General features: G+C 60.8%; 20 protein-coding genes. 4 read left to right on the top strand and 16 right to left on the bottom strand.

All coding sequences use genetic code 11. The features are described 5' to 3' along the window. Positions 1-16 precede the first annotated feature (16 nt). From hisH to V5E97_RS32870, 12 genes are all read right to left on the bottom strand, one after another. Complete coding sequence (hisH, locus tag V5E97_RS32815; RefSeq protein WP_406695754.1) at positions 17-622, bottom strand: imidazole glycerol phosphate synthase subunit HisH; 606 nt, start codon at positions 620-622, stop codon at positions 17-19. Positions 623-708: 86 nt separating this feature from the next. Beyond that, entirely contained in the window at positions 709-1,302 is a 594-nt protein-coding gene (locus V5E97_RS32820; protein WP_406695755.1) for a hypothetical protein, read from the bottom strand. 54 nt (positions 1,303-1,356) lie between these two features. Next, the gene (locus V5E97_RS32825) at positions 1,357-1,728 is read right to left on the bottom strand and encodes a lipopolysaccharide assembly protein LapA domain-containing protein (protein ID WP_406695756.1); all 372 of its coding nucleotides are present in this window, start codon (positions 1,726-1,728) and stop codon (positions 1,357-1,359) included. A gap of 48 nt (positions 1,729-1,776) precedes the next feature. Beyond that, the gene (locus V5E97_RS32830) at positions 1,777-2,718 is read right to left on the bottom strand and encodes a prepilin peptidase (protein WP_406695757.1); all 942 of its coding nucleotides are present in this window, start codon (positions 2,716-2,718) and stop codon (positions 1,777-1,779) included. Positions 2,719-2,752: 34 nt separating this feature from the next. Beyond that, the gene (locus V5E97_RS32835; RefSeq protein ID WP_406695758.1) at positions 2,753-3,310 is read right to left on the bottom strand and encodes a shikimate kinase; all 558 of its coding nucleotides are present in this window, start codon (positions 3,308-3,310) and stop codon (positions 2,753-2,755) included. After that, positions 3,307-4,800, bottom strand: coding sequence for a shikimate dehydrogenase (gene aroE, locus V5E97_RS32840; protein WP_406695759.1), 1,494 nt, complete (start codon positions 4,798-4,800; stop codon positions 3,307-3,309). The genes V5E97_RS32835 and aroE overlap by 4 nt, the downstream gene beginning before the upstream one ends. Positions 4,801-4,961: 161 nt before the next feature. Further along, positions 4,962-6,911 (bottom strand): DNA mismatch repair endonuclease MutL, encoded by a 1,950-nt coding sequence (gene mutL, locus V5E97_RS32845; RefSeq protein ID WP_406695760.1) that lies wholly within the window; start codon positions 6,909-6,911, stop codon positions 4,962-4,964. A gap of 353 nt (positions 6,912-7,264) precedes the next feature. Beyond that, on the bottom strand, positions 7,265-8,635 hold the full coding sequence (locus V5E97_RS32850; protein WP_406695761.1) for a sigma-54-dependent transcriptional regulator: 1,371 nt from the start codon (positions 8,633-8,635) through the stop codon (positions 7,265-7,267). Between the two features lie 6 nt (positions 8,636-8,641). Further along, the gene (locus tag V5E97_RS32855) at positions 8,642-9,442 is read right to left on the bottom strand and encodes a two-component system sensor histidine kinase NtrB (protein WP_406695762.1); all 801 of its coding nucleotides are present in this window, start codon (positions 9,440-9,442) and stop codon (positions 8,642-8,644) included. A gap of 350 nt (positions 9,443-9,792) precedes the next feature. Then, complete coding sequence (pnp, locus tag V5E97_RS32860; RefSeq protein WP_406695763.1) at positions 9,793-12,081, bottom strand: polyribonucleotide nucleotidyltransferase; 2,289 nt, start codon at positions 12,079-12,081, stop codon at positions 9,793-9,795. A gap of 237 nt (positions 12,082-12,318) precedes the next feature. Beyond that, the gene (gene rpsO / locus V5E97_RS32865; RefSeq protein ID WP_015246082.1) at positions 12,319-12,588 is read right to left on the bottom strand and encodes a 30S ribosomal protein S15; all 270 of its coding nucleotides are present in this window, start codon (positions 12,586-12,588) and stop codon (positions 12,319-12,321) included. 793 nt (positions 12,589-13,381) lie between these two features. Next, the gene (locus V5E97_RS32870; RefSeq protein ID WP_406701255.1) at positions 13,382-13,597 is read right to left on the bottom strand and encodes a hypothetical protein; all 216 of its coding nucleotides are present in this window, start codon (positions 13,595-13,597) and stop codon (positions 13,382-13,384) included. Between the two features lie 1,006 nt (positions 13,598-14,603). Between V5E97_RS32870 and V5E97_RS32875 the strand changes: the two genes are divergently transcribed. From V5E97_RS32875 to V5E97_RS32890, 4 genes are all read left to right on the top strand, one after another. Beyond that, positions 14,604-14,879, top strand: coding sequence for a hypothetical protein (locus tag V5E97_RS32875; protein ID WP_406695764.1), 276 nt, complete (start codon positions 14,604-14,606; stop codon positions 14,877-14,879). A 211-nt stretch (positions 14,880-15,090) separates the two neighbouring features. Beyond that, positions 15,091-15,414 (top strand): hypothetical protein, encoded by a 324-nt coding sequence (locus V5E97_RS32880; RefSeq protein ID WP_406695765.1) that lies wholly within the window; start codon positions 15,091-15,093, stop codon positions 15,412-15,414. 275 nt (positions 15,415-15,689) lie between these two features. Beyond that, positions 15,690-15,953 carry a hypothetical protein gene (locus V5E97_RS32885; RefSeq protein WP_406695766.1) on the top strand — a complete coding sequence of 88 codons (264 nt, stop codon included), beginning with the start codon at positions 15,690-15,692 and terminating at the stop codon, positions 15,951-15,953. 380 nt (positions 15,954-16,333) lie between these two features. Continuing rightward, entirely contained in the window at positions 16,334-16,624 is a 291-nt protein-coding gene (locus V5E97_RS32890) for a hypothetical protein (RefSeq protein WP_406695767.1), read from the top strand. Between the two features lie 216 nt (positions 16,625-16,840). Here the strand turns inward: V5E97_RS32890 and V5E97_RS32895 are convergent, their stop codons facing one another. From V5E97_RS32895 to V5E97_RS32910, 4 genes are all read right to left on the bottom strand, one after another. After that, positions 16,841-17,236, bottom strand: a complete 396-nt coding sequence (locus V5E97_RS32895; RefSeq protein ID WP_406695768.1) for a hypothetical protein — start codon at positions 17,234-17,236, stop codon at positions 16,841-16,843. 448 nt (positions 17,237-17,684) lie between these two features. Beyond that, a complete protein-coding gene (locus tag V5E97_RS32900; protein WP_406695769.1) occupies positions 17,685-20,264 on the bottom strand; it encodes a YfhO family protein in 2,580 nt (859 codons plus the stop codon). Between the two features lie 14 nt (positions 20,265-20,278). After that, complete coding sequence (locus V5E97_RS32905) at positions 20,279-21,937, bottom strand: glycosyltransferase family protein (protein ID WP_406695770.1); 1,659 nt, start codon at positions 21,935-21,937, stop codon at positions 20,279-20,281. A 25-nt stretch (positions 21,938-21,962) separates the two neighbouring features. Next, on the bottom strand, positions 21,963-23,759 hold the full coding sequence (locus V5E97_RS32910) for a TIGR03960 family B12-binding radical SAM protein (RefSeq protein WP_406695771.1): 1,797 nt from the start codon (positions 23,757-23,759) through the stop codon (positions 21,963-21,965). Positions 23,760-24,141: the final 382 nt, after the last annotated feature.

A 24,141-nucleotide genomic window follows, 5' to 3' on the forward strand; every position in this document is an offset into this window, starting at 1 on the left:
ACGATAGGGATCGCTTTCAGATTGCCGCAAAATTTGCGTACATCGCCAGACCGACACGCTGGCTCTTTTCCGGATGGAACTGGCAGGCCATCACGTTGTCGCGCCAGATCATGGCCGTGAACGGGGTCGGGTAATCGGCCTCGGCCGCGATGTCCTCGGGGCGGTCGGGAACGGCGTAGTACGAGTGGACGAAGTAGACCGAAGGGTCGGATTCAAGTCCCTTGAGCAACGGCGCCGGCCGGCGAACTCGGAGCGTGTTCCAGCCCATGTGTGGGATTTTCAGCCCGGGCGCCGATGCGAACCGCACGATGCGGCCGGGGATGATCCCGAGCCCCTCATGGATTCCATCCTCTTCGCTCACATCGAAGAGAAGTTGCAGGCCCAGGCAGACGCCCAGGCAGGGTTTTCCAGCCTGGGCGGCCTCGCGAAATGCGTCGCCGAGTCCGGTGCGACGGAGTTCGGAGACGGCGTCGGTAAACGCTCCGACCCCCGGCAGGATGACCTTGGAGGCGCGTCGCACTTGGTCCGGGTCGGAGCTGATCTCCGCGGCGTGGCCAACCGCCTCGAGCGCTTTCTGAACGCTCCTCAGGTTGCCCATCCCGTAATCGATGATGACGATCATTTCGTTCGAAAGTGCTCTTCGGGTTGGTTGTCGACAAAGACCGATGGTAACACCCAAAGAACAAGACCGACAACACGCGTCGAGGTTCAGCGAACCTTCTTCTTGGTGTCCGAGGCGGTTGTTCCGTGCGCAATGGGGAGCCAGCGGTCCGGGTCGTTCAGGCCGCTTTGCGGACCGAACTCATCGTGTTGCGACGGCTCGGGATTGATTACGCGCTCGTCATCATTGAGGTCGATCCGCGGAATGGTCCCAATTCCACCGGGAATTTGCGTGAACGGCGGTTTGCGTCGCTTGCGGTTCGATTGCCCCACGGGAATCCTGGTCCCGGTGTCGGATTCGCCGTCGAGGTCGCGGCTCGTTGTGGTCGTCGACTGAGCGTCAAAGTCGATTCCGCGCTGGCTCAACTGATGCCGAGCATCGTTTAGCCTGGCCCGGAGATCGCCGTTATCGGTCTCTTCGAGAACGAGGCGATTTTCGATGTCACGAGTGTCGGTTTTGAGCTGGGCCACTTCTTTGCGGAGTTGCTGGTTCTCATACTCGAGATGGCTGAGGCTCGTTTTGAGCGTCCCCATTGATGTCCGGCGCGGCAATGTGATGCCGGTGCCGGTCTGAGCGCAGCCGGTCAGCAGGCCGGTCACAGCCACGAGAGTCACAAGTTTTGGGGCTTGGCCGAACCACATGACGATACCTGGCCGATCTCGGCGCGAGGGGATGCCGATTTGAAATCGACTCGTTCACGACCACTTCGACTCTGAGAAACCTTCGGTTGTCTTGGCGGCATAATCCGCGGGTGGACGATCGTCGGGGATATTCGATCCTTCGTCCTCGCCACGAAGCCGGAGCGATTTCCTGCGTTTGACGGTGTAGACCAGGGTCATGGTCAGGGCGGCCACGATGGCTCCCACCAGGGCACTGAGCAGGATCACGAGTCCCAAGGAACTCGAAAGGCTACCCAGCCGGAATGGAAACGCGACGGTGACCGGTTCGTTATTGGCCCAGATGAACCAGAGCATCAATCCGAGCACCATCGCCAGAGCGATCAGGCGGCGGTAAACCCAGAAGTTCCGGACGATCGAAGGCCTGCGGCGTTTGTAGAGATATGCCATGTGATCGCCTCCAGCGAGACTCTCCTCAGTTGGGGCGGACCCACTCGATTATCCCTCCACACCCATCGTCACCCACAAAAATAGCACGAAGAGTGTGTGGAAGAGGTCTTTTGCCCAGCCATCCCAGAGCCAGGGCCACGAGAGAACCAGTGCAACCGCTCCCATGCTCAAATAGGGCCCAAAAGGAATTTCGCGGTCGGCACTTGAAGATTTCGCCCCACTCAGCCGTTTCGCCACGTATTTGACGAGTTTTCCCAGGGCATGGGCCAGCCCAAAGAAAGGGCCGATGAAGAAGGCGAGGACCGCTGCCTGCCAGCCCAGGAACGCGCCGATCATCGCCATCAGGGTCACGTCGCCCAGGCCCATCGCCTCGCGCCCGACCGCCAGCGAGCCGAGGAGACGAACCGCCCCGGTCAAGCATGCCCCGACCAGGAGCCCGGCCACTCCGGTCCAGAACCCGCCCCAAGCGGTCAGGGCCGTCGAAGGTTCCGGGCGGATCCAGGGATAGGCGGTTCCCAACGCCACCCCCACGATCATTCCGGTCACGGTGATCGCGTCGGGGATGATGTAGAGGTCGTAATCGATGAACGTGCTGGCGACCAGGAGCGCGATCAGGATGGCGTGGTAGAACCATGTGGCAAAGAGCCAACTGGGCAGTTCTCCCTGCCAAACCCGTCGTCCATGAACCACGTCGACGATGAAGATCGCCACGAACAAGGTACCGACCAGGGCTTCGATCAGGGGGTAGCGAATTGCGATCGGATTGCGGCAGGTCCGACACTTACCGCCCAGGACGAGCCACCCGAAGATCGGCACGTTGTCACGGGCCGCGATCGCGCTCCAGCATTTGGGACAATGCGACGCAGGCCAGATCACGCTCTTTTGCCAGGGAATCCGGTAGATACAGACGTTGAGAAAGCTGCCGACGACGGAGCCGAGTGCGAACAGCCAGGTTCCCATCAACAGGAGTAGCGGCAACGTCGTGGGCAAGTCAGCAGCCTTTGCACAAAAAGAGGATGATCCATCAGGATAATTGTCCGCCCCGGTTGTGCCATTCGTCAAGGATGGCTTCGACCACCTGACGAGTCGTGCGGCCTCCGGTCTCGATGACGAGATCGGCGACTTCGCGATACAACGGAGCACGGGCTTGGAGAACGTCAGCCAGTTCCGCGATCGTGCCGGCCGACGTGAGCGCGGGACGATGAGCTAACCCCCTTGGATTCGCCAGCAACCGATCCGCGAGCAAAGCGGGATCGGCCGTTAGCCAAACCACGAGGCCAAACTCTCGCAGCCGTTTCCTGTTCGACTCGCGGAGAACCACGCCGCCGCCGGTCGCCAGGATCAGGTCGGGCCTCGCGGTCAACTCACCGAGTATCCGTTCTTCCCAGTCGCGAAAGCAGGGCTCGCCCAGTTCCGCGAAGATCGACGGAATCGATCGGCCGGAACTGGCTTCCAATTCGACATCGGCATCCGCGAACGGGCGGCCCAGTCGATCGGCTAAAATTCGCCCAACTGACGACTTTCCGGTCCCTCGAAGCCCGACCAAGGCGAGACCTTGACGTTGTGAACGATTGTCCCTCATAAACGGATCGGTCCAAGTTTACGCTTTAGCGCGGACCGCATGACGTCATTGGGCGCGTCCATCCCCGTATAAAGCTTGAATTGCTCGGCCGCCTGGCCCACGAACATATCCACCCCGTTGATCGGGATGCACTCTCGCTCTTTAGCGAGTTTCAGGAACATCGTGTTTTCGGGGTGATAGATCGTGTCGAACGCAACCATGCCTGGTTTATTGAAGGTCGCGGGCGGAACTGGAGTGTCGTCGACGTCCGGGTGCATGCCGACCGGGGTGCAATTCACCACGATCTCGGCCAGCGTACTCGCCCGCTGCGCCCAGGAGACCGTGCGGCACCCAACTTCTTCGGCCAGTTTCGTGGCGCGGGCGTCGTGTCGATTGGTGATGGTGACGCTCGCCCCGCGTCGAGAGAGTCCGAAGCCGATCGAGCGGGCCACTCCCCCTGCCCCGAGAATCAGGACTTGCTTGTCCATCAACGGGCTGGTGCCGTCCTCTTTAAGCCCTCCCATGCCCGCTTCGAGCGTGGACATCGCCGCCCGGTAGTCGGTGTTGTGGCCGATCTTCTTCCCTTTTTGAAACACGAGGGTATTGCACGAACCAGTTCGTTCGACCGCCCCATCCTTTTGGTCAAGGAGCTTGACCAGGTCTTCCTTGTGCGGAATCGTGACGCTGAACCCTTTTATGTCTAAGACCTCGAGTTCTTTGAGCGATGACTCGAGCGTCCCCGCGGGAATTAGCAAGGGCACCATGACTTTGTTCAGGCCGAGGTGTCGGAACGCGGCGTTGTGGATCGCGGGGCTGAGACTTTGCTCGATCGGGTCGCCGATGACGGCGTAAACCTCGGTCTCCGCATTGATCATGTCGTAAGCATAGTCATTCTTGAGCACCTGAAAGGTGGGCATCCCCGGCGCAAACGTCCGCTCGGGATTGATGCCTGCGTAGGTGAACGGTGCCTTGTACTTGGCCCCCAGGATGCGGGTGAAGAAGCCGATCTCCCCCATCCCGATCGTGACCGTCGGCACGTGCGCTCGAGTTCCGAGATTCAGAACGCGTAGCGCATCGGCCAGGCACTCAGCCTTCGTGGCAATCTTGACCACGTCGGCGTCCATCTCGTCGCACTGTTCGGCGATCTCGACCAATTCCGTCGGGGTTTTCTTCAAGTTGTGATAGGAGATGATCCGCTTGGTCTTGCCGAACCGACGAATCTTGGGCGCGATATCCATCTCGAGGTCGACATAATCAACGCCGAGCGCGATTGCCTCGCGCAGCAGTTGCTGGCGACGATCCTCGCTCCCCCTCCAGATCCCGCCATCGACGCCGCGGCGAATGGTGAAGACGAGAGGGGTCGGCCGATTGGCCAGGATCCGCTTGAGGTCCGGCTCGCGTCGTAAGCAATCCAGGCGCAACTCCACCAGCTCGACGCCGGCGGCGGCGGCCTCTTTCCACTCCTCAGCGAGCGAAGCGTGACGGCCTCGCCCCAGTGTGACGCAAATCATCGTCGGACTCCCAGGCACAACCCGGCTTACGGCGGCCAAGTGTTTGTCGAATCGACCCAAATTGTACGGCGCGAGCAGGCCTTCACGAAAGAGGGCGGCATGAAAGTGGCTCACGCACGATCCACTCCCCGGAGCCGTTCTCCCCGTCGTGCTTCGGCCGATCAGACCCGCCCGAACTGACGCTCCAACTCCGACTTCGTGAAGATCAGGGCGGTCGGACGGCCATGGGGGCAATGATGGGAATCCGAGACGAGGTGACGCCGTTCGAGTAGCGCTTGCACTTCGTCGGGCGTCAGTCGCTGACCGGCCTTCACAGCAGCTTTACATGCGATCATGTTCAAGAGATCAGCCAGGATGGCGTCGGCGGTCGGTGGCAAGGGTTTGGTGGCAAAGTGTTCGGCGAGATCGCGGAGGAGCCGCTCGGGAGCGACCCCGGAAAGCATGGCGGGAGTGCCATGGATCAGCACAGTGTCACCGCCGAACGGTTCGATCTCGAGGCCGAGGGTCTTGAGCAAGTCACGCTGTTCGAGGATGAGCGACGCCTCTTCGCCCGGCAAATCGACCGGTTCGGGAACGAGTAGTCGTTGCGATTCGACCCCCCCCCGCTCCACCCGTCGCTTCAGTTCTTCATAGAGAATCCGTTCATGCAAAGCGTGCTGGTCGATGACCATCATCCCGTCATCCGTCTCGGCGACGAGGTAGCTATCATGGACCTGAAATGCTTTGAGCGGAAGGTCGGGAAGGAGACCAACGCCGCTGCTACTCGCAGCTTCCTCATGGTCAGCTAACGGCGGAACTTCAACCGGCTTTTCGCTCACCTGTGCCGAATGGTTGGTGAACTCGTCGAAGGGTGACTCGGACGCTTGCGGCGGACTCGACGGCAGCGATTGGCTCCACGACGGAGGCGCGACCGGTCCGCCGGCATAGCCTGGGGACGGGAACGCTTTGAATTGGGGGGGACTGCTCGACGGGGCGGGAGCGAACCAGGATGCCACTTCCTGGCGGGCCTGGGCCGGGTCGGCGTTCGAGAACCGAGACGTTGGCTCACTCCGGGGCGGTTGTTCGGAGGAAGAGTAGACCGACGAGGCGGCTTCCGCATTCGCCTGGAGACGCGAGTGCAGATCGCTGGCGAGGAACGTCTGGCGGACGGTCGCGAGGAGCTGACTGTAGATCCGCTGGCCGTCGCGGAATCGGACTTCCACCTTGGTGGGGTGGACGTTGACATCGACCTGGTCGGGGGGAATGTCGAGGTGCAGGAAGGCGACCGGGCTTCGCCCGACCATTAATAAGCCCCGGTAAGCCTCCGCCAGCGCATGGGCCAGGGATCGGTCACGAACATAGCGTCCGCCCACGAAGAGGAACTGCCCCTTGGCACTCGACCGACTCTGCGAGGGGTGGGCGACATAACCCCAGAGATGGATGTCGTCGATCCGGCTCTCGATCCAGAGGAGCGAGTCGGCCAACTCTCTCCCGAAGAAGACGGCGATCCGCTCGTTGATTCCGGTGACTGCGGGGAGGTCGTGAACAAGCTTTCCCGCCGACCGGAACGTGAGGTGAATGGTCGGGTGCGCCAGGGCGACCCTTGAAAAAATCTCGGCGACGTGCCCTGCCTCGGTCGAATCGGACTTGAGGAACGTCCGTCGGACTGGCGTATTGGCGAAGAGGTTACGGACCTCGAAGACCGTGCCCGGGGGGCAGCCGCACGAGCGGATCGGACTGGCAACGCCCGCGTCGATGGAGATCTCGGACCCCTCCGGCGAGTCGGCCTGACGGGTCTGGCAACGGACCTTGGAAACCTCGGCGATCGCCGCGAGGGCTTCGCCGCGAAACCCGAGGGTCGCGATCCGAAACAGGTCATCCGCCTCGGCCAGCTTGCTCGTGGCGTGTGGCATGAAGGCCAGCGGCAGGTCATCCGCCGCAATGCCGCGCCCGTTGTCCGCGATCCGGATCAGGTCCTTCCCCCCCCGCTCCACCGCCACGTCGATTCGTGACGCCCCGGCATCGATCGCGTTCTCGAGGAGTTCCTTGACGACGCTCGCCGGTCGCTCCACGACCTCGCCCGCCGCGATCTGATTGATGACTGCCGCCGACAACTGCCGGATGATCCCCATGACATCACTCCCCCGAAAGACTCTTTACGAGATTATAACCTCTGGTCTTTCGTACAGAAACTTCGAGTGAAGCCGCCGGAGATGTTCCGCGGAAAGGGCTTGCCAGAAAACCAGGGAGGTGGCACCGCCCAAGAGGCCATCGGCATGTGCGAGACGGCAGTTATCCGATCACTTTCCGGATCGTAACACTTCGCCTAACTCGTTATGAATTGATCAATGATTCACGATAAATCGGCGGTCATAATCCGATTTTTCCCGTGGGGTTGGCACGGCCCGCCATCCCTATCTCCTTGCCAAAGCAAGGGTTAAGATGGTAAATCCTACCCACACGAGCAGGACATGGCCGATTGAGGTTAGCCGATCTCGTATTCTTTGAGTTTGCGGTAGAGGGTCCGCTCGCCGATTCCGAGGAGTTTCGCAGCCTCTTCTCGGTTTCCGCTGGTCATTTTCAGCGTTTCGGCGATGTAGTACTTCTCGATTTGCTCGAGGGAGCGACCGACCAGACTGAGCTGGCCGCTGCCGGTTGCTTCGCCGACGGTCGTCGCGGCGGCCTGGATATCTTCGGTCAGGTCATCGATATCGAGGACACCGTCGTAGTCAATCACGACCATGCTCTCGATCGTGTTCTTCAACTCGCGAACGTTGCCGGGCCACGGGTGACTCATCAAGGCCTTACGCGTGGCCGGGGTGATGGAAGTAACCGTCTTGCCGTGCGACGAGGTGAATTCCTTGAGGAAGAACTCGATCAGAAGCGGAATGTCTTCGCGCCGCTGCCGGAGCGGAGAGAGCTTCACACTGACCACTTTGAGGCGATGGTAGAGGTCCTGGCGAAATGCACCGGAATTGATCGCCTCGGTCAGGTCACGGTTGGTCGCCGAGATCAGTCGGACGTTCACTTTCAAAGGTTCATTGGTGCCGACTTTGACAATTTCACCTGACTCGATGGCTCGGAGCAGCTTGACCTGAGTCGAGAGCGGAATGTCACCGACCTCATCAAGGAACAAGGTGCCCCCGTTGGCGTGCTCGAACCAGCCCTTACGCTCGCGGTCCGCCCCTGTGAAGGCTCCTCGAACATGCCCAAAGAGCTCACTCTCCAGGATGTTATCGCTGAGTGCCGCACAGTTGAGGGGGACGAATGGCTTGTAGCGTCTGGGACTGTTGTTGTGGAGCGCCTTGGCGACAAGCTCCTTACCGGTGCCACTCTCGCCCGTAATCAAGACGGTGGCGGAGGTGGGGGCAATCTGGCGGAGGCGGGCGACAACCGTGTGCATCGAAGGGGAATTACCGATGACTCCCTCGAAGCCGAACCGCTCATTAAGCTGACGCTGAAGTTCCAGGTTCGACCGTGCGAGGCGCTGAGTCTGCGAGACCTTGTCGGCCACGGTTCGCAGTTCGCTGATGTCGAGCGGCTTGGTCAGATACGTGGTTGCCCCCGCCTGCATTGCGGTGACGGCTGTCTTGATGGTGCTGTGGCCGGTGAGAATGACGACCTCGGCGTCAGGCAGCTCGCGCTTGGCTTTGCCAAGGACTTCGAGCCCGCCGACGCCGTCCATGATGAGGTCGGTCACGATGATATCGAACGACTGCTCTTCGATCAGCCGGAGCCCCTCGCGCCCACTGTTGGCGACGACGCATTCATAGCCGACGCGCTCGAGGCTTTCGGCCACGGCCTCGGCGTGGGGCTCGTCGTCATCGACCACAAGAACGCGAATTTGCTGATCCATCAGACCTTAGCTCTGCTCGGGATCCGGATCAATATTGGGCAAACGAACCGTGAACTGAGACCCCTTGCCGGCCACGCTCTGCACGTGGAGGCTGCCGCCGTGCGCCTCGACAATCTTCCGGGTGGTGGGGAGACCAAGACCGCTTCCACTGGCCCTGGTCGAGAAGAACGCGTCGAAGACACGCGAACGAACTTCATCGCTCATGCCGACCCCGGTGTCCGTGACATCCAAGATGTTCCAGCGCCCCTCACGACGCGTCCTCATCATGAGCTCGCCGCCGTCAGGCATGGCTTGTTCAGCATTGAGGATCAGGTTCAAGAGTGCCTGTTTGAACAACTCGGTATCGAGAGGCACGAGCGGGAGGTTGAGCGTGTACTGGGTTCGGAACACGATCCCCTTCGTCGTGGCCTGAGGCTCAAGGAAGTCGCGCATATCGTCGACGACCACGTTGAGGTCGGTCGGCTTGGTATCCAGCTCCTGGACGCGGGCGAAGCGCAGGAAGTTCTCGAGAATGTCTTGCAGCCTCTGGCTCTCGCGACGCAGCCGCTCAACCTTCTGAAGCACGCGGCGATCGCGCGGGGTCTCCGGATTCTGGAAGTCTTCAGCGAGCAGGTCGAGGTTCAACGAGAGCGTGGAGAGTGGGTTCCGGATCTCATGAGCCAGGCCGCCCGCGAGTTCGGCGATCTCGGCGTATTGAGCGCGGAGCCTGCGATTGATCTCGTGCTCGTCGATATCGCTGGCGATGGTGGCCGCGAACGAATCTTGGGGATCGTTGTCCGTCGGAGTATCGAGGCTGTGTTTGTCCATCGGCGATGCCCGCTACCAAGAGCCATATCTCAACCAGGCCGATTTGAGCCCAATCGAGAGGGAAGTCCCGGTGCCAATGGTCCGAACTCGGAACCCGTGAGCCACACTCCAAGGCTTTCCCGCATGGGTTCCCAACACGGAACTCGAGGCACACAGCAGACGATCGGCATCACAATGGGGGGGCCGCCCTTTCGTCTACCGAAGAGTCGCACGGCCGGCCTGGGCGTAAACGCCAGGCGAGATGCGTGTATTGATCGAGGAACGACGGCCAGTCGTTATTGGCGGAACAGGACCGGCTCCCCATCAAAGGGGGAGCCGGTCCCGTGGTTGCCAACTAGAAAAATGAGGCTTTAGTCGCGGCGCGGTCCGCGATCGCCACCGAAACCACCGCCACCACCACCGGGGCCACCACGACCGCCGCCGAAGTCGCGACGAGGAGGACCACCGGGACCACGGTCCCCGCCCCCACCACCGCCCTGCGGTCGGTCGCCGGCCGGATGGGCCTTGGCATACTCATCAACTTCACCGCGTTCGGCCAGCGCGGCCTTGCGCGAGAGTTTGACGCGATCCTGGTCATCGACCGAGATGGCTTTGACCAGCATCGGGTCGCCGACCCGGCAGATGTCAGTCACACTGCTGACGTAACCGTCGGACAGCTCGCTGATGTGTACCAGGCCGTCTTTGCCGGGCAGGATCTCGACGAAGGCGCCGAAGTCCTTGATCGAGGTGACTCGGCCTTCGTAGATCCGGCCGACTTGCACCCCTTCGGTCATCGCCTGGATCTTGTCGCGAGCGGCCTCCGCCCCTTCCGCCGTGCTGCTGGAGAGGGTGACGATTCCGCTGTCCTCGATGTCGATCTTGGCACCGGTCTCGTCCTGGAGACGACGGATCGTCTTGCCTCCGGGGCCGATGATCAAGCCGATCTTCTCGGGATTGATCTGAATCTGGATCAGGCGAGGCGCGTTGTTCGAGATCTCTTCACGCGGCCGCTTGATCGAACGGAGCATGGCCCGGAGAATCTCGAGTCGGGCTTCGTGGGCCTGCTCGAGGGTCGCCTTGACGATCTCCTCGGTAATCCCTGCATTCTTCAGGTCGAGCTGGATTCCGGTCACGCCGCGCTGGGTGCCGGCAACCTTGAAGTCCATATCGCCGAAGTGATCTTCGTCACCGATGATGTCGGTGAGGAGGACGAATCGACCGGAGGCCTCGTCTTCGACCAGGCCGATCGAAATCCCGCCGACCGGGTCGCTGATCGGGACACCGGCGTCCATGAGGCTAAGGGTCGCTCCGCAAACGGAGGCCATCGAGCTCGAGCCGTTCGATTCGAGGATGTCGGACACGACGCGAATCGTGTACGGGAATCGCGTCGAACCGGGCAGGATCGGAGCGACGGAACGCTCGGCCAGGGCCCCGTGGCCGATCTCGCGACGGCCGGGGCCGCGAATCGGACGGACCTCGCCCACCGCAAAGGAGGGCATATTGTAGTCGAGCATGAACTTCTTGCTGTACTCGTCCATGATGCCGTCGACGCGCTGCTCGTCGGCGGAGGTTCCGAGTACCGTGGTCACCAGGGCCTGGGTTTCGCCCCGCTGGAAGATGGCCGAGCCGTGGGCTCGGGGGAGGACGCCGACCTCGCAATGGATCGGTCGGAGGTCGCGGGGGCCACGGCCGTCCGGCCGTTTGCCGTCAAGAATCAACTCGCGGACGACCCGCTCTTCTACTGCGGAGAAGGCCCCCTTCACCTGGGCGGGGGTCACGTGGCCCGACTTGTCTTCCGGGCAAAACTCGGTGGTGATCCGCTTGAGGAGATCCTTCGTGGCGTTGTTTCGGTCCGCCTTGCCGTGGATCTGCTTGAGGTCGCGGAGTTCGCGACCGAATCGGTCGTAGAGCGTTCGTCGAAGCGGGTCTTCCGGCGCCACCTGCGGCTCGAACGGAGGAAGCCCACAAGCTGCGACGAGCTCGTGCTGGAGTGCAATAATATCCTGATTGATTCGGTGGGCCGTCATGATGGCCTCGAGCATCTCGGGCTCGGGCAGTTCATCGCTGAACCCTTCGATCATCACGATCCGGTGCTCGGTGCTCGCGACGACCAGGTCGAGATCGCTTTCGGCGAGTTCGTCGACGGTCGGCAGCGGGATCAACTTCCCGTCAACTCGCGCCAGTCGCACAGAGCCGATGGGGCCGAGGAAGGGGAGTCGGGCCAGGACCAGCGAGGCCGAGGCGCCGATCATCGAGAGGACGTCCGCGTCGTTCACTCGGTCCGAGGAGATCGGACCCGCCTGGATCTGAACCTCGTCGCGGTAGGAGTCGGAGAAGAGCGGACGGATCGGGCGATCGATCAGTCGAGAGGTGAGAATTTCTTTGGTGGTCGGTCGGCCTTCACGCTTGATGAAGCCACCGGGGAACTTTCCCGCGGCATAAACTTTTTCCCGGTAGTCGACCGTTAGCGGGAAAAAGTCGAGACCTTCGCGGCCGGGGCCGGCAACGGTCGCGACGAGAGTCATTGTGTCGCCGACCCGGACGACAACCGCGCCGCTGGCCTGCTTGGCGAGGCGGCCGGTCTCAATAGTGAGCCGTTTGTCACCGATCATACGTTCGACGGTGACAGGCTTCCGCGTTGCGAAAGACGAGGTTGACATGGACTGCACCTACATACGTTCGTTCTGTAGCGGTCGAGGAGTGGGAAGGCGGCCATACGCACCGGTCCTCTGCAGGACCGGGCGTAGGAGCCTCAATTCGGATGGATGCCCCGGGAGATCCGGGAGAGGAAGAGGCCACGGCAATCCGAAGCGCCCGACTAGAGGGAAGCGCCCGGAGAGGGTGGTCCCTGAGCCGAGAGGAAGGGTCGGCCGAGGCAGGTCGTCACCAACGGCCGGTTACTTGCGGATGCCCAAACGTCCGATGACTTCAAGGTAGCTCTTGCGATTGTGGAGCCTCAGGTACTTGAGCAGGCTCGACCGCTTCGAGACCATCATCAGCAGCCCGCGGCGGCTGGCATGGTCCTTTGCATGACTCTTGAAGTGATCGGTCAAATCGTTGATCCGGGCCGTCAGGAGGGCAATTTGCACCTCGGGCGACCCCGTGTCGGCCTCACCCCGGCTGAACGACCCGATGATCTCCGTCTTCTTCTCCTTCGTGATCGCCATCGCACGCCCCAAAACCGCTTGGCTTTGTCATCAAAGCCGTTCTTGGAATATTCCTACGCTGGAAGGTTCATAATCTAGGCGATGGCCGTTCAGAATGCAATCCCCCCTCACCGCTTGGATCGCGAACAGCGCCACCATTTCGGAGGACAGACGTGTTTTTGAGGAGCGTTGAGCCTGCTTACGACTGTAAGAACGAGTCTTGTAGGATAGGCTTCCGCCTATGATTCCGCCAGCTCACGGCGCGATCAGGCCGGCTCGCCAGGAATTCTCTTGGATTCGGGTCGAGCCCGTGGTTCTCCGAAGCTGCTTCGCTGGATCGGCGGCGCAACACGCGCTCCTGTCAGTCGCTCGCTCGGAACATTGCTGATCGCTTCCCCGGGGCCGATTGAGCAGCCAGGCACCCCCGAGGTGCAGCCGGGGGCTCAGTCGAGGAGCGAGGAGCAGCTTGGCACTAGCTTTGGGATGTCTGGGAGTCTCAGTAAGATCGGGTAGTCAGCCTCTGGCGTTGGCGTATTGCCCAGGTTTCCTGCTTTTCCCTCATTAGGTGCCTGGCCACCATTATTCCCCTCATTAGGTGCCTGGCCACCATTCCGCAATTAGGATCGAGGAGCAGCCAGGCACTTGCTTTGGGGTGTCCGGGAGTTTCAGTAAGGTTGGGTAGTCGGCCTCTGGCGTTGGCGTATTGCCCAGGTTTCCTGCTTTTCCCTCATTAGGTGCCTGGCCACCATTATTCCCATTATTAGGTGCCTGGCCACCATTCCGCAATTAAAGTGCACGGCCACTGATGGTCGTCTCAGGCACATACCTCGTCCAGCGTACGGAGGATCGACTCCGCCCATATGGTGACGCGCCTGTGGTAGCCTTCAACGCCACCCGCGAGCACATCCGCCACGGTGTGTGGCCACGAGCTGACCGGCCAATGCACCACTTCGTCCTCCGACCGGCGGGTGATCCGGGTCGCCCCGTCGGCGGCACGGCGAACCCGAAGTCGTTGCCCCGGCATCGTCACCCTCCCGGCCAGGTGGTCCGCCAAGCCGAGTCGCAAGCCCGTGATCGCTTCGGCGGTGGGGGATCCAGGAGCAGCCAGGCACTTGCTTTGGGATGTCTGGGAGTTTCAGTAAAGGTTGGGTGCTCGGCCTCTGGCGTTGGCGTATTGCCCAGGTTTCCTGTTTTTCCCTCATTAGGTGCCTGGCCACCATTCCGGGCCTTTCCCTCATTAGGTGCCTGGCCACCATTCCGCTCTCCGCCAGCTCACGGCGCGATCAGGCCGGCTCGCCAGGAATTCTCTTGGATTCGGGTCGAGCCCGTGGTTCTCCGAAGCTGCTTCGCTGGATCGGCGTCGCGACACTCGCTCCTGCCAGTCACTCGCTCGGATCATTCTGATCGCTTCCCCGGGGCCGATTGGGCAGCCAGGGCCTATTGAGGAGCCAGGCACTTCCTTTGGGGTGTCCGGGAGTTTCAGTAAGATCGGGTAGTCGGCCTCTGGCGTTGGCGTATTGCCCAGGTTTCCTGCTTTTCCCTCATTAGGTGCCTGGCCACCATTCCGCATCCGACCACGCTCGAGCACAGTCGGAATCGAGCCGCAGGAGCAGGTGGAGGTGATTGTCCATGACGGCAAATCCGCCGCAATGGATGGCAAAGAGTTCGACGAGCTCTCGTAGCCGCGTGATGATCCAGTTCTTGCGGTGTGCGCAGTCGTCGCCGCAGAGCCGGGCGCGTCGGACGCAACGTGAGATGCAGTGATACCACGGTGTGACGGCTTCGTCGACGAGTTACGAGCGTGGGGTAGACATCGTGGAACCCTCCTCGGTATGGCGAATTTACGGAGGAGGTGATCGGTTGTTCATAGTGATGCGGGAAATCCACATGGCATGATCTTGTAGATCTATTAGGCTTCCTGTCTTACCGAGTCGAAGGTGCCTGGCCATGTCTCCCCCTCCCTGAAAGTCGAGGGGGTGTATTCCACCCCTCTCGACTATTTCGATGGGCGTAGCCCACAACACATTGGAGTACCCATGGCAAACTACCCTGACCCGATCGAACTGACTCTGCCACCAGGATCAACCCTGTTCTTCAACGAATTGTACCCAGATGCCTTTGACGAGGATTTGGTTCAGATCGAATTGGCAAACGGGAATATCCTCGACCTCGGTTGGTACCACCTTGGCGCTGAATGCACCCATGGGATTTACATTTTGCGGGAATATTCAAGCGGTCTTACAAAAGTCATTGCAGAGAAGGAAACGAAAGAATTGAAATTTGTTTTGGAGTTGATCAAGAATTGGCGATGATATCACTCCATTAAGTTGTCAAGAAAGTTACAGTTGTAGCCAACCCCTCAGACTCATTGTCTGAGGGGTTTTTTCATTGGAGGTGACTACCTACCTTAAACGACCCCTCAGAGGACTAACCCCATGGCATTGATCAACGCACTTGCAGATCACTTTCCCATAGACCCTTCGGCTTTCAACTCGAAACTTCGATTTGCCGAGAGGGCAATCAATGCCCTCTGTAATCCTGTCGAGCCTGCCAAGCCTCAGGAACTACCCCCAGTCTCCCGAGATCTTACCCCAGTCCCAGTACTGGCTACCAACCTTCCGAGGGCTTGAGGTCGGTTTGAACTTCTCGCAAATTCTCGAAGTCCTCGAAGTGCTTCGAGCGACCACGAGACGAATCGAGAACTCTGTCGATTTCCTGGTGGCTGCCCAGGACTCGACAACCTATCTATTGACCGAGGTCGCCTCAGTGGTCGAAGCCTTATCGGCAAGAGTGGTCAGTCTCGAAGTTGATCGCGAAATTCGCGACAACGACACTATATTAATCTGATCTTTCATTCATAACTCCGACCCTCAGACTCGTTGTCTGAGGGTTTTTTCTTGTACTCAGGGTACCAAAAAAGAGAGCGACCCCAATAAGAGGTCGCTCTCCAAACTCGAAAGTCTTCTAAAGCTATAAAAGAATTTGCAAGTCTTTTGTCCTGTATGGAGTGTCTGACAGAAAAGTCCAATTTACCTTTGCATGGAGAGCCGAGTTGTGTGACTCGGCTCTCTTTTTGCGCTGAGACAACTAGATAAGGCATCGTTCATTCATAGGAGTCTATATTGGCAAACTTCGTTTTCGCAAAAGCCAAAGAATCGCTCTGGAACAAAGAAATCGACTGGGATTCGGACACGATCGAAGCCTGCCTAGTCAAGTTCAGCTATACCCCCAATCAAGCCACACACCAGTATGTTTCGGACCTCGGTGCCAACAGAGCCGGTACCGATATCACACTCAGTGGCAAAACCAACACTGGTGGTGTTCTTGACGCCAATGATGTGAAATTTAGCAGCCATGCACTTTCTTTGGGGGTCTGGGAGTTTTAGTAGGGTTGGGTAGTCGGCCTCTGGCGTTGGCGGATTGCCCAGGTTTCCTGTTTTTCCTTTATTAGGTGCCTGGCCACCATTTCCCTGCGGGAAGACTAGGCAGTCAGTCTCTGGCGTTGGCGGATTGCCTAGATTTCCTGCTTTCCCCTCATTAGGTGCCTGGCCAGCATTCCGCCTGGCCACCAGTTCGCAACAGAGTGAGCCTCGGGGCGGAGCGGCGGTCAAGGGCGGCGGCGATCCGGGAGAACCTCTGGCAAGGGACGGGTAGTGGGTGAGAAGATGTCACCGGGCCGACTCCGCGGGGTGTCTGGCTGGCTTGGTAACCGCCATCGTCCCGGTCGGGCCGGCCCCCGTTTACTCAACCCTCTTCAGGCGTCGCGATGTGGTCCCCCATCTCACTCGAAGAACTGTCGGACCAGATCGCTACTTCGCTCGCCCAGATGGAGGACGGCGAGCGACTGCTTTGGGACTTGGTGCGCATACCGCCCGTGAAATGGTGCCAGCATCCCTGGGGCGGCTTGGGAGGCGGATTCTGGGTCGTGGGCGTCATCGGTTGTCAGGTCATCTGGTACAACGATATCGAGCATGGCTTCAATTTGAGCGGATACGAAGAAGCCGGGACGATTGCCAAGTACTGGTGCAATCAAGACGAGCTTCATCACGTGATCTGACAGTTGCGCCAGCAGATCGAATCCAGTAGTCGGCCCGGGAGATTCGGGCCGCCCGAGAGTGCGGGTAGGACGCCGCAGGCCGACGCATGATAAAGGCCAGGAGTGCCATTGATCGGCTGCTATCCGAATGCATCAAGTTGCGGAAAGTGCAGCATCGACGTGTTCTAGGGACAATATGGGTTAGGTTCCCCGCTTGGCCCGAGTGAGGGTGGGCAATCAGCGCACGACGACTTCTCCGGCCTGGACCCGGGCCTCCACGCTCGCACGGATCACGGCGAGCACGTCGCTGCGGGCCGACCGGACGGCACCAGGGACGTGGGCGGAGACGTCGTGCTGCATCCTGCCCAAGATCCGGTCGATCGATGGGCCCAGGCCATCCACCCGTGCGAAGGGGATCCACACGGACACGTCCCGGATATGATCCGTAATACTGGCAATATCGCGGCGGTCCCGGCCATACAACTGAAAGCCCAACCGGACTCGTTCGGCGATCTTGAAGAAATGGCTCTGCGAGAGAACAACAGGATTGGCTGGCAGTCCCGCAACCCCCGATAACAGCGCTCGACCTTCCAGGCAACCGGGGACCTCAGGTCGGTAAGCTCGCTTGCGCATCTCGACGTTCCTCTTGCGCGGCGTTCCTAGATCCGGCCAAGTGGGCCTTGGGGGTGAAGTGGCCGACAATCATGGTTATCGGATTTCAACGAGAAGTCCTTCACGACTCGGAACCTCCCCGACTAGTTTCAGCGGGCCACGAGTGGAACCTCTTGCGGCGCATCGCCGTTGAACGAACACCTTCGACGAACAACGCCCCGATGACCTTATCCAGCCATTTCGGTCGCCCCGGCTCTCACCGGGGTGTTTCACTTCACTCGCTCGCGACCTCTGATCTTTGCGCTAGTTTCCTGGCCACGATTCCCGCCATTGGATTCGGGGCGAGACCGTGGTTCTCCGAAGCTGGGTCGCTGAATCGGCAGCGCGACACGCGCTCCTGTCGGTCGCTCGCTTCGATCATTCTGATCGATTCCCCGAACGAGTCTTCTCGGGCCGACTCGACGCTGGCTCAGGGTTGAGGCGCCCCGAACCGTGGGGCCACTTCATCTTTCCCTCGAGGTGGGTTGATCGCTTCAATTCCGGCTCCCCAGGTGAAGCGATGGAAGCTCCGAGCCCAGCGAGAGTGAATGACCGGACGCTTTCCGTCGTCGACCTCAAACGCCGAGAGAAGGACGATCAGCAAGAGCAGGGCCATTCCCGCGATCGGCCATCCGCGGGGCCAGTCCAGAGTCTTGTGCTCGGTGTCGAGAACCAGGCGCCGTTTCCAGATCAGGAGCGCCACCCCCACGAGCGTGCCGAGGCCTGTGATCGTGAGGCCGAGCGTGAATCCGGCGGGCCGATAGCGAAACAGAACCGTGTGGGTTCCGGCAGGGACGAACACCGCGCGGAAAGCCACGTAGGCAGGACGAATGGGAACCTCACGGCCGTCGACCGTGGCTGACCAGCCCGGATCAAAAGTGTCGGCAAGCACCAAGTAGGCGGGGCCTGTCGACTCCGTCTTGATCTCGACTCGTTCGGGGAGTTCCCGGGTGATTGTGGCCGTCCCCGTCACCATGGTATCAACGGGGAGGGGTTGTGTCGGATCCTCGACCACCAGTTGGTCGCGGAGCGTCGGTTTGAACCGGTCGAGTGCCGCGATGGCCGCGGTCTCTGACTCGACGTAAATGGGTTTCCCGATCATCCTCGCGCGCGGCAAGGCGGTCTGGTTGCGGTAAATGAAGGCGGAACCGGCCGGAACTCCCTTGCCCCAGCCTTTGATGTTCGCCATGCCCGTGACGAGGTGGGTGACTGCCTGAAGGTCAAATCGACCATCGCCCGGGAGCACATGATCGGTGAACTCGAGCAGGCGCCTTGGGAGCATGGGCGTTTCGCCACGGGCCGTCGCCAGGTCCCAGACCGGGGGAAGGCTCCAGTCGAGCGTATCCCGGACCGAGAGGAAATCGACCGGTTCCGAGGCATAACCCGGCTCGTTGGACGCGCGCTTGGCGAAACCGAAGAGGCGGACGAATTCGGGGTCCGCCTTGAGCCGTCGCGCACTTTCTGGAGGATCGGTCCAATACCGTGGGGTGATGGTGGGGACATCGGAGAAATGGGCGCCCAATAGGTCGGCGAGAATCAGGACCGGCAGGATCGCGACCAGTCGCGACCTTAGCATCGGAGAACTGGCTCGCGCGGCCGTGGCAGCCACGGCCCAGGCGATGGCAACCAGGATGGACGTTCGGAGCACTCCGAAGCGAATCTGGCTGCCCAGCCAGTCGAAACGCGCGAGGTGGTAGGGATACCTCCAACGATTCGGCTGGGACCAGACCGGGGTGTATGCGTAGATCAGAATCGGGATCGAGATGGCCACCATGATTCCGATGGTCAGAAGCGCGGGGCGGAGGCGAACAGTCCCCGGCCTGGAGAGCCGGTCAACGCCGACCGCCGTGAGTGCCGCCACCGCGAGCGAGACCCAGAGATGATAGCGCACCGGGATCCGCCCGCTCCCGATGATCGGGATCCGGTGGGCGAAGTCGAAGAGGAATGTGAACCGGCCGAGCATCAGAATGCTGCCGAGGCCCGCCAGGATGACCCAGAACCCCACCCAGCGATCGCGATAGGCGGCTCCACCGAGCACCGCCAGTGCCAGGGCGATCGCGCCCAGATACGCATTCATCTCGTGATAGGGGTAGAAGCCATCCATCCAGTCGGTGTCTCGTGAGACGGTCCCGTAGGCTTCGCGAACGATCAAGGTCGGCAAGAGTTCGGGATGCCACGAGCCGTAGGTCAGCTCCTCCCAGGTTAGTCCCTTGGAACGGGGCGAGCGGCTGTGCAGCTCCTTCGAGGGCAGACCTTGCACCGACGCGATCGCCCCGGCGAGCGCGATCAAGCCCATCGCCATTCCGAGCGCTGCCAACCGTGATCGCCGAGTCGACTCGGTCGCCGCGCGATACAAGCCGTAGAGGGCGATCAACTCGGAGGTGAGGATCGTGTCTTGCATGTGCCCCGAGAAGACCTGGCAAGCCAATGCCAGTGCCCCCAGAACGATCGGCCACCAACGTCCGCGTTCCCAGGCGACTTCAAGCGCCCAGACGATGAACGGGACGCTTATGAGTGAATTGATCATGCTCGTGTGGATCAGGTGCGCCCACACGAACCCCCCGAGCCCGAACACCCCCGCTCCGGCCAGGGCTCCCGCCGCGCCGACGTGCCGTCTCAGCCATCCGTAGGTGCCGATCCCGGTCAGCCAGATCGAGAGGATCGTGTCGAGGTTGAAGGCTTGCCAGGTTGGCAGCCAGGGATAGAGGAGGTATTTCAGGGGGTGGAGGTAGCCCGCCTGGCTCTCGCTGTAGAGTGGGAATCCGCAATAGAGGCCCGGACACCATCGTGAGAACCGGCCGGCCCGCAGCTCGCGAGCGAAGAAGTCGCGGTAGGGGAAATTGATTTCGGTGATGTCGAAGTAAAACAAGGCCTTCTGGAGGCTGACGGCGTCCCAGAAAAAAACCGCGATCGCGAGGCTCCAGACCAAGAGGGCGACGACGTCGCCGACTCCCCAGGGGCGTCGATCGGGATGCCAGGTCGACACGTCATCCATCGACGTCAGGGTCACGTCACGTCTCGCCATCAAGGCCAAGTGATAATGTCAAAGGAGTCGCTGCGCATCAGATACTGGCCACCACTCAGTCTGACACGGTCTGCGAACGCACCCCCTCGCTGATGGTGCCGGTTGATCACGATCTGGGGATGGCCGCTCGGCAAGGCACGCGACCACTCAGGGAACCGGTTGGGATAGATCGGGTACGGAATACCGAGGACCGATCGATTGGCGAGGAACGTGAGTCTGTAGGCGTCCCAATAGCCGGTCAAGAATGAATCCACCTCGGGATGGTCATTCAACCAGGCTAACAGAGGATCGTTGACGTCGACCTGCACCGGCCGCCCTTGCGAGTTGATCCAACCGAACTGATGATACCACCGCCCGGTGTCGAGCGTCATGAGGCCGGCCAACGTCGCGCCGCAGAGCACGGCAATTGTCAGCCCAACGCGTCCCATCCGCACGAGCGAGTGCATTGCCAGACCAAAACCGATGGACCAGGGAACCAGGAGAATGACGAGGTATCGGTAGTTGTCGGCATTGAAGATATCACGGTAGATCACGAACGCGACCAGAGTGGCCACCCCGGAGATGAGCATGCCCCAGCGAACGGCCGCGGCCGGGGGATTCCCACGGGTCGACTCCGGATCGGCCAGGGCACGGACTGCCGCCAGGAACATCACCGCGACGATGACTGTCACAGCGATTGCCAGCGGCCTTGTATCCCTCGGGCTGTTGTTGGGACCGGGGCCACCGAGTTCCGCGGGCGACGGGTCGGACTGTAGGTTGGGAAGTCGGTGGCCGGTGATCAGCCTTGGCAAGCAGTCCAAGCCAAGAAGCCGAAGATGATTGAGCAAGACCACGGGCTCGAATGACGAGAGGAACCCTTGCGGATAGGAGCTATGGGGATCGACACGGGCGCCGATCTCGCGTGGCGCGACGCCGAGCATGAAGGCCGGAATAAAGACCAAGGCGGCAAGCAGGCCACGACGCGATCGCCCCGTCCGCCACCACGTTCCGATGGCCGCGGGCACGAGACCGGAAAGCGTGAGCATGAACATCGTATCAACGTAGAGGCCCAACCCGCACCACACTCCGAGCATGATCGCGTACTTGAGCTGGCCACGGGCCAAGGTCAGGTAGAGCAGCAGAAACGCGATGGCGTGCCAAGAGACTGCGCTGAGATGGCCGCCGGTGATCCGTCCCGAGAGCCAGATCACTCCGGTCGAGGCGAACGTCAAGGGAACGAGTCCCCAGGCCGCCACGGACCGTCCGAAGGAGACCCAGGTCAGTGCAAAGGTTGCCAGCACGAGTCCGACAAAGGCGACGGTACCCCCGCTCACGAGCGTGAACGGGTTGGCGCCCCAGATCAGAGCCTGAGGCAAAGAATAGAAAATCGGCAGAATGCCGATTTGGGGCGTCGCCGGATAGTGCCACCGCCAGTGACCCTGGAGGGCATCACGCAGGGTGATACCGTCCACGGCCAGGTCGCTATCCAGGTGGTTTCGGGCGTTGAGGATCAACGGAACGCGGACGATGACGATCCAGACAATCGCCAGGAAAACGACGAGATAGGGCCAGCGGTGATGTCGCCTGACACTTTCTCGATCCTGATCCTGTTCCGTGGCTGCGATCGGCGGTTCTGTCGGTCCGAGTTCGGTCGTCGACGCTGTCGCAGGCTCGGTCACGTCCCTTGGCCCTTTCGGAAGTTACTCAAACGGCTCCGGCCATTGCCTCGAGCTGGACGAGGGATCGGTTCTGCTCTTTGGCGAGATAGTCACGCCCCTTCTTGACGTGAATATGGTCCCAGGGCAGGATTTCGTCGACGGGCCGTTCGCGCTGGCTGTAGAAAGGCACGTCGATTCCCAACTCGGCGAAGGTCGACCACCAGAGCTTGGAGTCGAAATACTCCGACCAGGCGTCCAGTCGGGCTCCTCGTTTCCAGACTTCTTCCAGGCCAACGGCCACCCGGCGGTCGCCCCGGGTCAAGATCCCTTCGAGGAGGCTTCGCTCGATGTCGTGACACTTCACGGTGACCGAGCGGGTCCGAACCCTGGACCTCAGGTACTTGTGCGCCCAATGGAAGTATTCGCGGGTCTGCATCCCGTTCCACTGGTAAGGCGTGTGCGGCTTCGGGACGAAGTTCGAGACGCTCGCGACGACATCCGCGTATCTCCCGGTGACATCCTTGCCGATCCTTGCAATCGTTTCGGCCATCTCGATAATGCCGTCGAGATCAGCGGGACGCTCGCCGGGCAGGCCGCACATGAAGTAGAGCTTTACCTTCCGCCAGCCTCGTCGGAAGGCCTCCGCGGCACCGTCGTAGAGGTCTTGGTTGTTGATCGGTTTGCGAATCTGCTCCCGCATGTCGTCGCGGGCCACCTCAGGCGCGAGGGTCAATCCCCCCCGTCGTCCCTCGGCCAACAGCGCGGGGATCTTCTTCAAAGTCTCGGTGATTCGCAGACTCGGCAAGGAGATCTTCACACCCAAGGGGGTGAAGACCTCGCTCATCCGGGTCACCAGCTTCTCGAAATCAGGATAATCGCTGGTCGAGAGCGACAGCAGGCTGATCTCGTCATGACCGGTATTCTTGTAGCTCTCGATCGCTGCGTTGACGATCGTTTCGACCGTCCGGAACCGGAGTGGGCGCTTGATGACCGTGCTCTGGCAGAACCGACACTGCCAGGGGCAGCCGCGCATGATCTCAATCGCAATCCGGTCGTGAGCGGTCTCGACAAACGGCAGGATGGGAGCCGTGGGCAAGGGACTCGCGTCCAAGCAGTCGATCACACACGCCTTGATCGCGGCCGGCACATCGCTGCGCAGCCGCTCGATCTCAGTAATCGTGCCGTCGGGAGCGTACTGATGCTGATAAAAGCGAGGGACGTAGGCCCAGTTCACGCTTCCGGCGATCTTGGCGAGCTTGTCTTCCCGGCTGAGGGTGGGATCCCCTTGCATCGACTTCCAGAGTTCGCAAACGATCGGCAGGCTGGGCTCGCCGTCACCAATGACGAACAGGTCGATATAAGGAGCGATCAACTCCGGATTCTGCGCTCCGGGGCCGCCGGCGATCACCAGGGTTTCGTCCGGCCCGCGATCTTCGGCGTGGAGCGTGATCCCGCCCAGGTCGAGCATCGTCAGCACATTGGTGTAGCAGATCTCGTACTGGAGCGAAAACCCGAGCACGTCGAACCGATTCAACGGCGTGAAGGTCTCCAGTCCATAGAGCGGGAGGTCGTGTTCACGGAGCGCCTTTTCGAAGTCGGGCAGCGGCGTAAACGCGCGTTCACAGGCCCAATCCGCGGCATTCATCAGGCTATAGAGCACCTGAAGGCCGTGGTGGCTCATGCCGAGTGCGTAGGTGTCGGGAAACGCAAGGCAGACCAGCCCTCGGACCTTGTGATGGTCCTTCGGAGTGCTGTTCAACTCGCCGCCAATGTACTGTGCGGGGGTCGTGACGCCGGGCAGGATCCTCGAAACGACAAAGTCTTTTAATGACTCGTTGACCATTGACCTGACCTTCCCCCGGCGAAAGACATTCGGCGGATAAGTGTCGTGCTTTGTGGGAGACGACAACGCCCGCCCCGATCGTAAGATCGGTTCCTTCTCACTTCCCTAGTTGCATCTTAACCAACCGCTTCAACATTGAACAGTTGTCCCGCCCGTCTCGACGAGTTCAACGACTTCAGATTCACGCAATCGAGGGCGCACATGGTCCTGATCGACACGGCAAGTCCGAAGCCGCGATTGACGATGGCCTCTTCTTGTTTCGACTCGACAGGGAAGACTTGGCCAGGTGATAATCAGGCGTTGCGGCCGTGTCACCAGCATTCGCAAATGTGCTTTGCCGAAACCAGACCCAAGCTCCGTGGCGAGCCTTGCAGGAACGTCC

Origin of the sequence: Singulisphaera photorubra, assembly GCF_045290345.1 — a bacterium.
Lineage (GTDB): Bacteria > Planctomycetota > Planctomycetia > Isosphaerales > Isosphaeraceae > Singulisphaera.

Bases quoted from the DNA above. Each gene is read 5' to 3' on its own strand.
- mutL (WP_406695760.1), bottom strand. From the start codon at position 6,911: ATGGGGATCATCCGGCAGTTGTCGGCGGCAGTCATCAATCAGATCGCG.
- V5E97_RS32910 (WP_406695771.1), bottom strand. From the start codon at position 23,759: ATGGTCAACGAGTCATTAAAAGACTTTGTCGTTTCGAGGATCCTGCCC.
- V5E97_RS32850 (WP_406695761.1), bottom strand. From the start codon at position 8,635: ATGGATCAGCAAATTCGCGTTCTTGTGGTCGATGACGACGAGCCCCAC.
- V5E97_RS32890 (WP_406695767.1), top strand. From the start codon at position 16,334: ATGTGGTCCCCCATCTCACTCGAAGAACTGTCGGACCAGATCGCTACT.
- V5E97_RS32820 (WP_406695755.1), bottom strand. From the start codon at position 1,302: ATGTGGTTCGGCCAAGCCCCAAAACTTGTGACTCTCGTGGCTGTGACC.
- pnp (WP_406695763.1), bottom strand. From the start codon at position 12,081: ATGTCAACCTCGTCTTTCGCAACGCGGAAGCCTGTCACCGTCGAACGT.
- V5E97_RS32825 (WP_406695756.1), bottom strand. From the start codon at position 1,728: ATGGCATATCTCTACAAACGCCGCAGGCCTTCGATCGTCCGGAACTTC.
- V5E97_RS32855 (WP_406695762.1), bottom strand. From the start codon at position 9,442: ATGGACAAACACAGCCTCGATACTCCGACGGACAACGATCCCCAAGAT.
- V5E97_RS32895 (WP_406695768.1), bottom strand. From the start codon at position 17,236: ATGCGCAAGCGAGCTTACCGACCTGAGGTCCCCGGTTGCCTGGAAGGT.
- rpsO (WP_015246082.1), bottom strand. From the start codon at position 12,588: ATGGCGATCACGAAGGAGAAGAAGACGGAGATCATCGGGTCGTTCAGC.
- V5E97_RS32875 (WP_406695764.1), top strand. From the start codon at position 14,604: ATGGCAAACTACCCTGACCCGATCGAACTGACTCTGCCACCAGGATCA.
- aroE (WP_406695759.1), bottom strand. From the start codon at position 4,800: ATGATTTGCGTCACACTGGGGCGAGGCCGTCACGCTTCGCTCGCTGAG.
- hisH (WP_406695754.1), bottom strand. From the start codon at position 622: ATGATCGTCATCATCGATTACGGGATGGGCAACCTGAGGAGCGTTCAG.
- V5E97_RS32880 (WP_406695765.1), top strand. From the start codon at position 15,091: ATGCCCTCTGTAATCCTGTCGAGCCTGCCAAGCCTCAGGAACTACCCC.
- V5E97_RS32835 (WP_406695758.1), bottom strand. From the start codon at position 3,310: ATGAGGGACAATCGTTCACAACGTCAAGGTCTCGCCTTGGTCGGGCTT.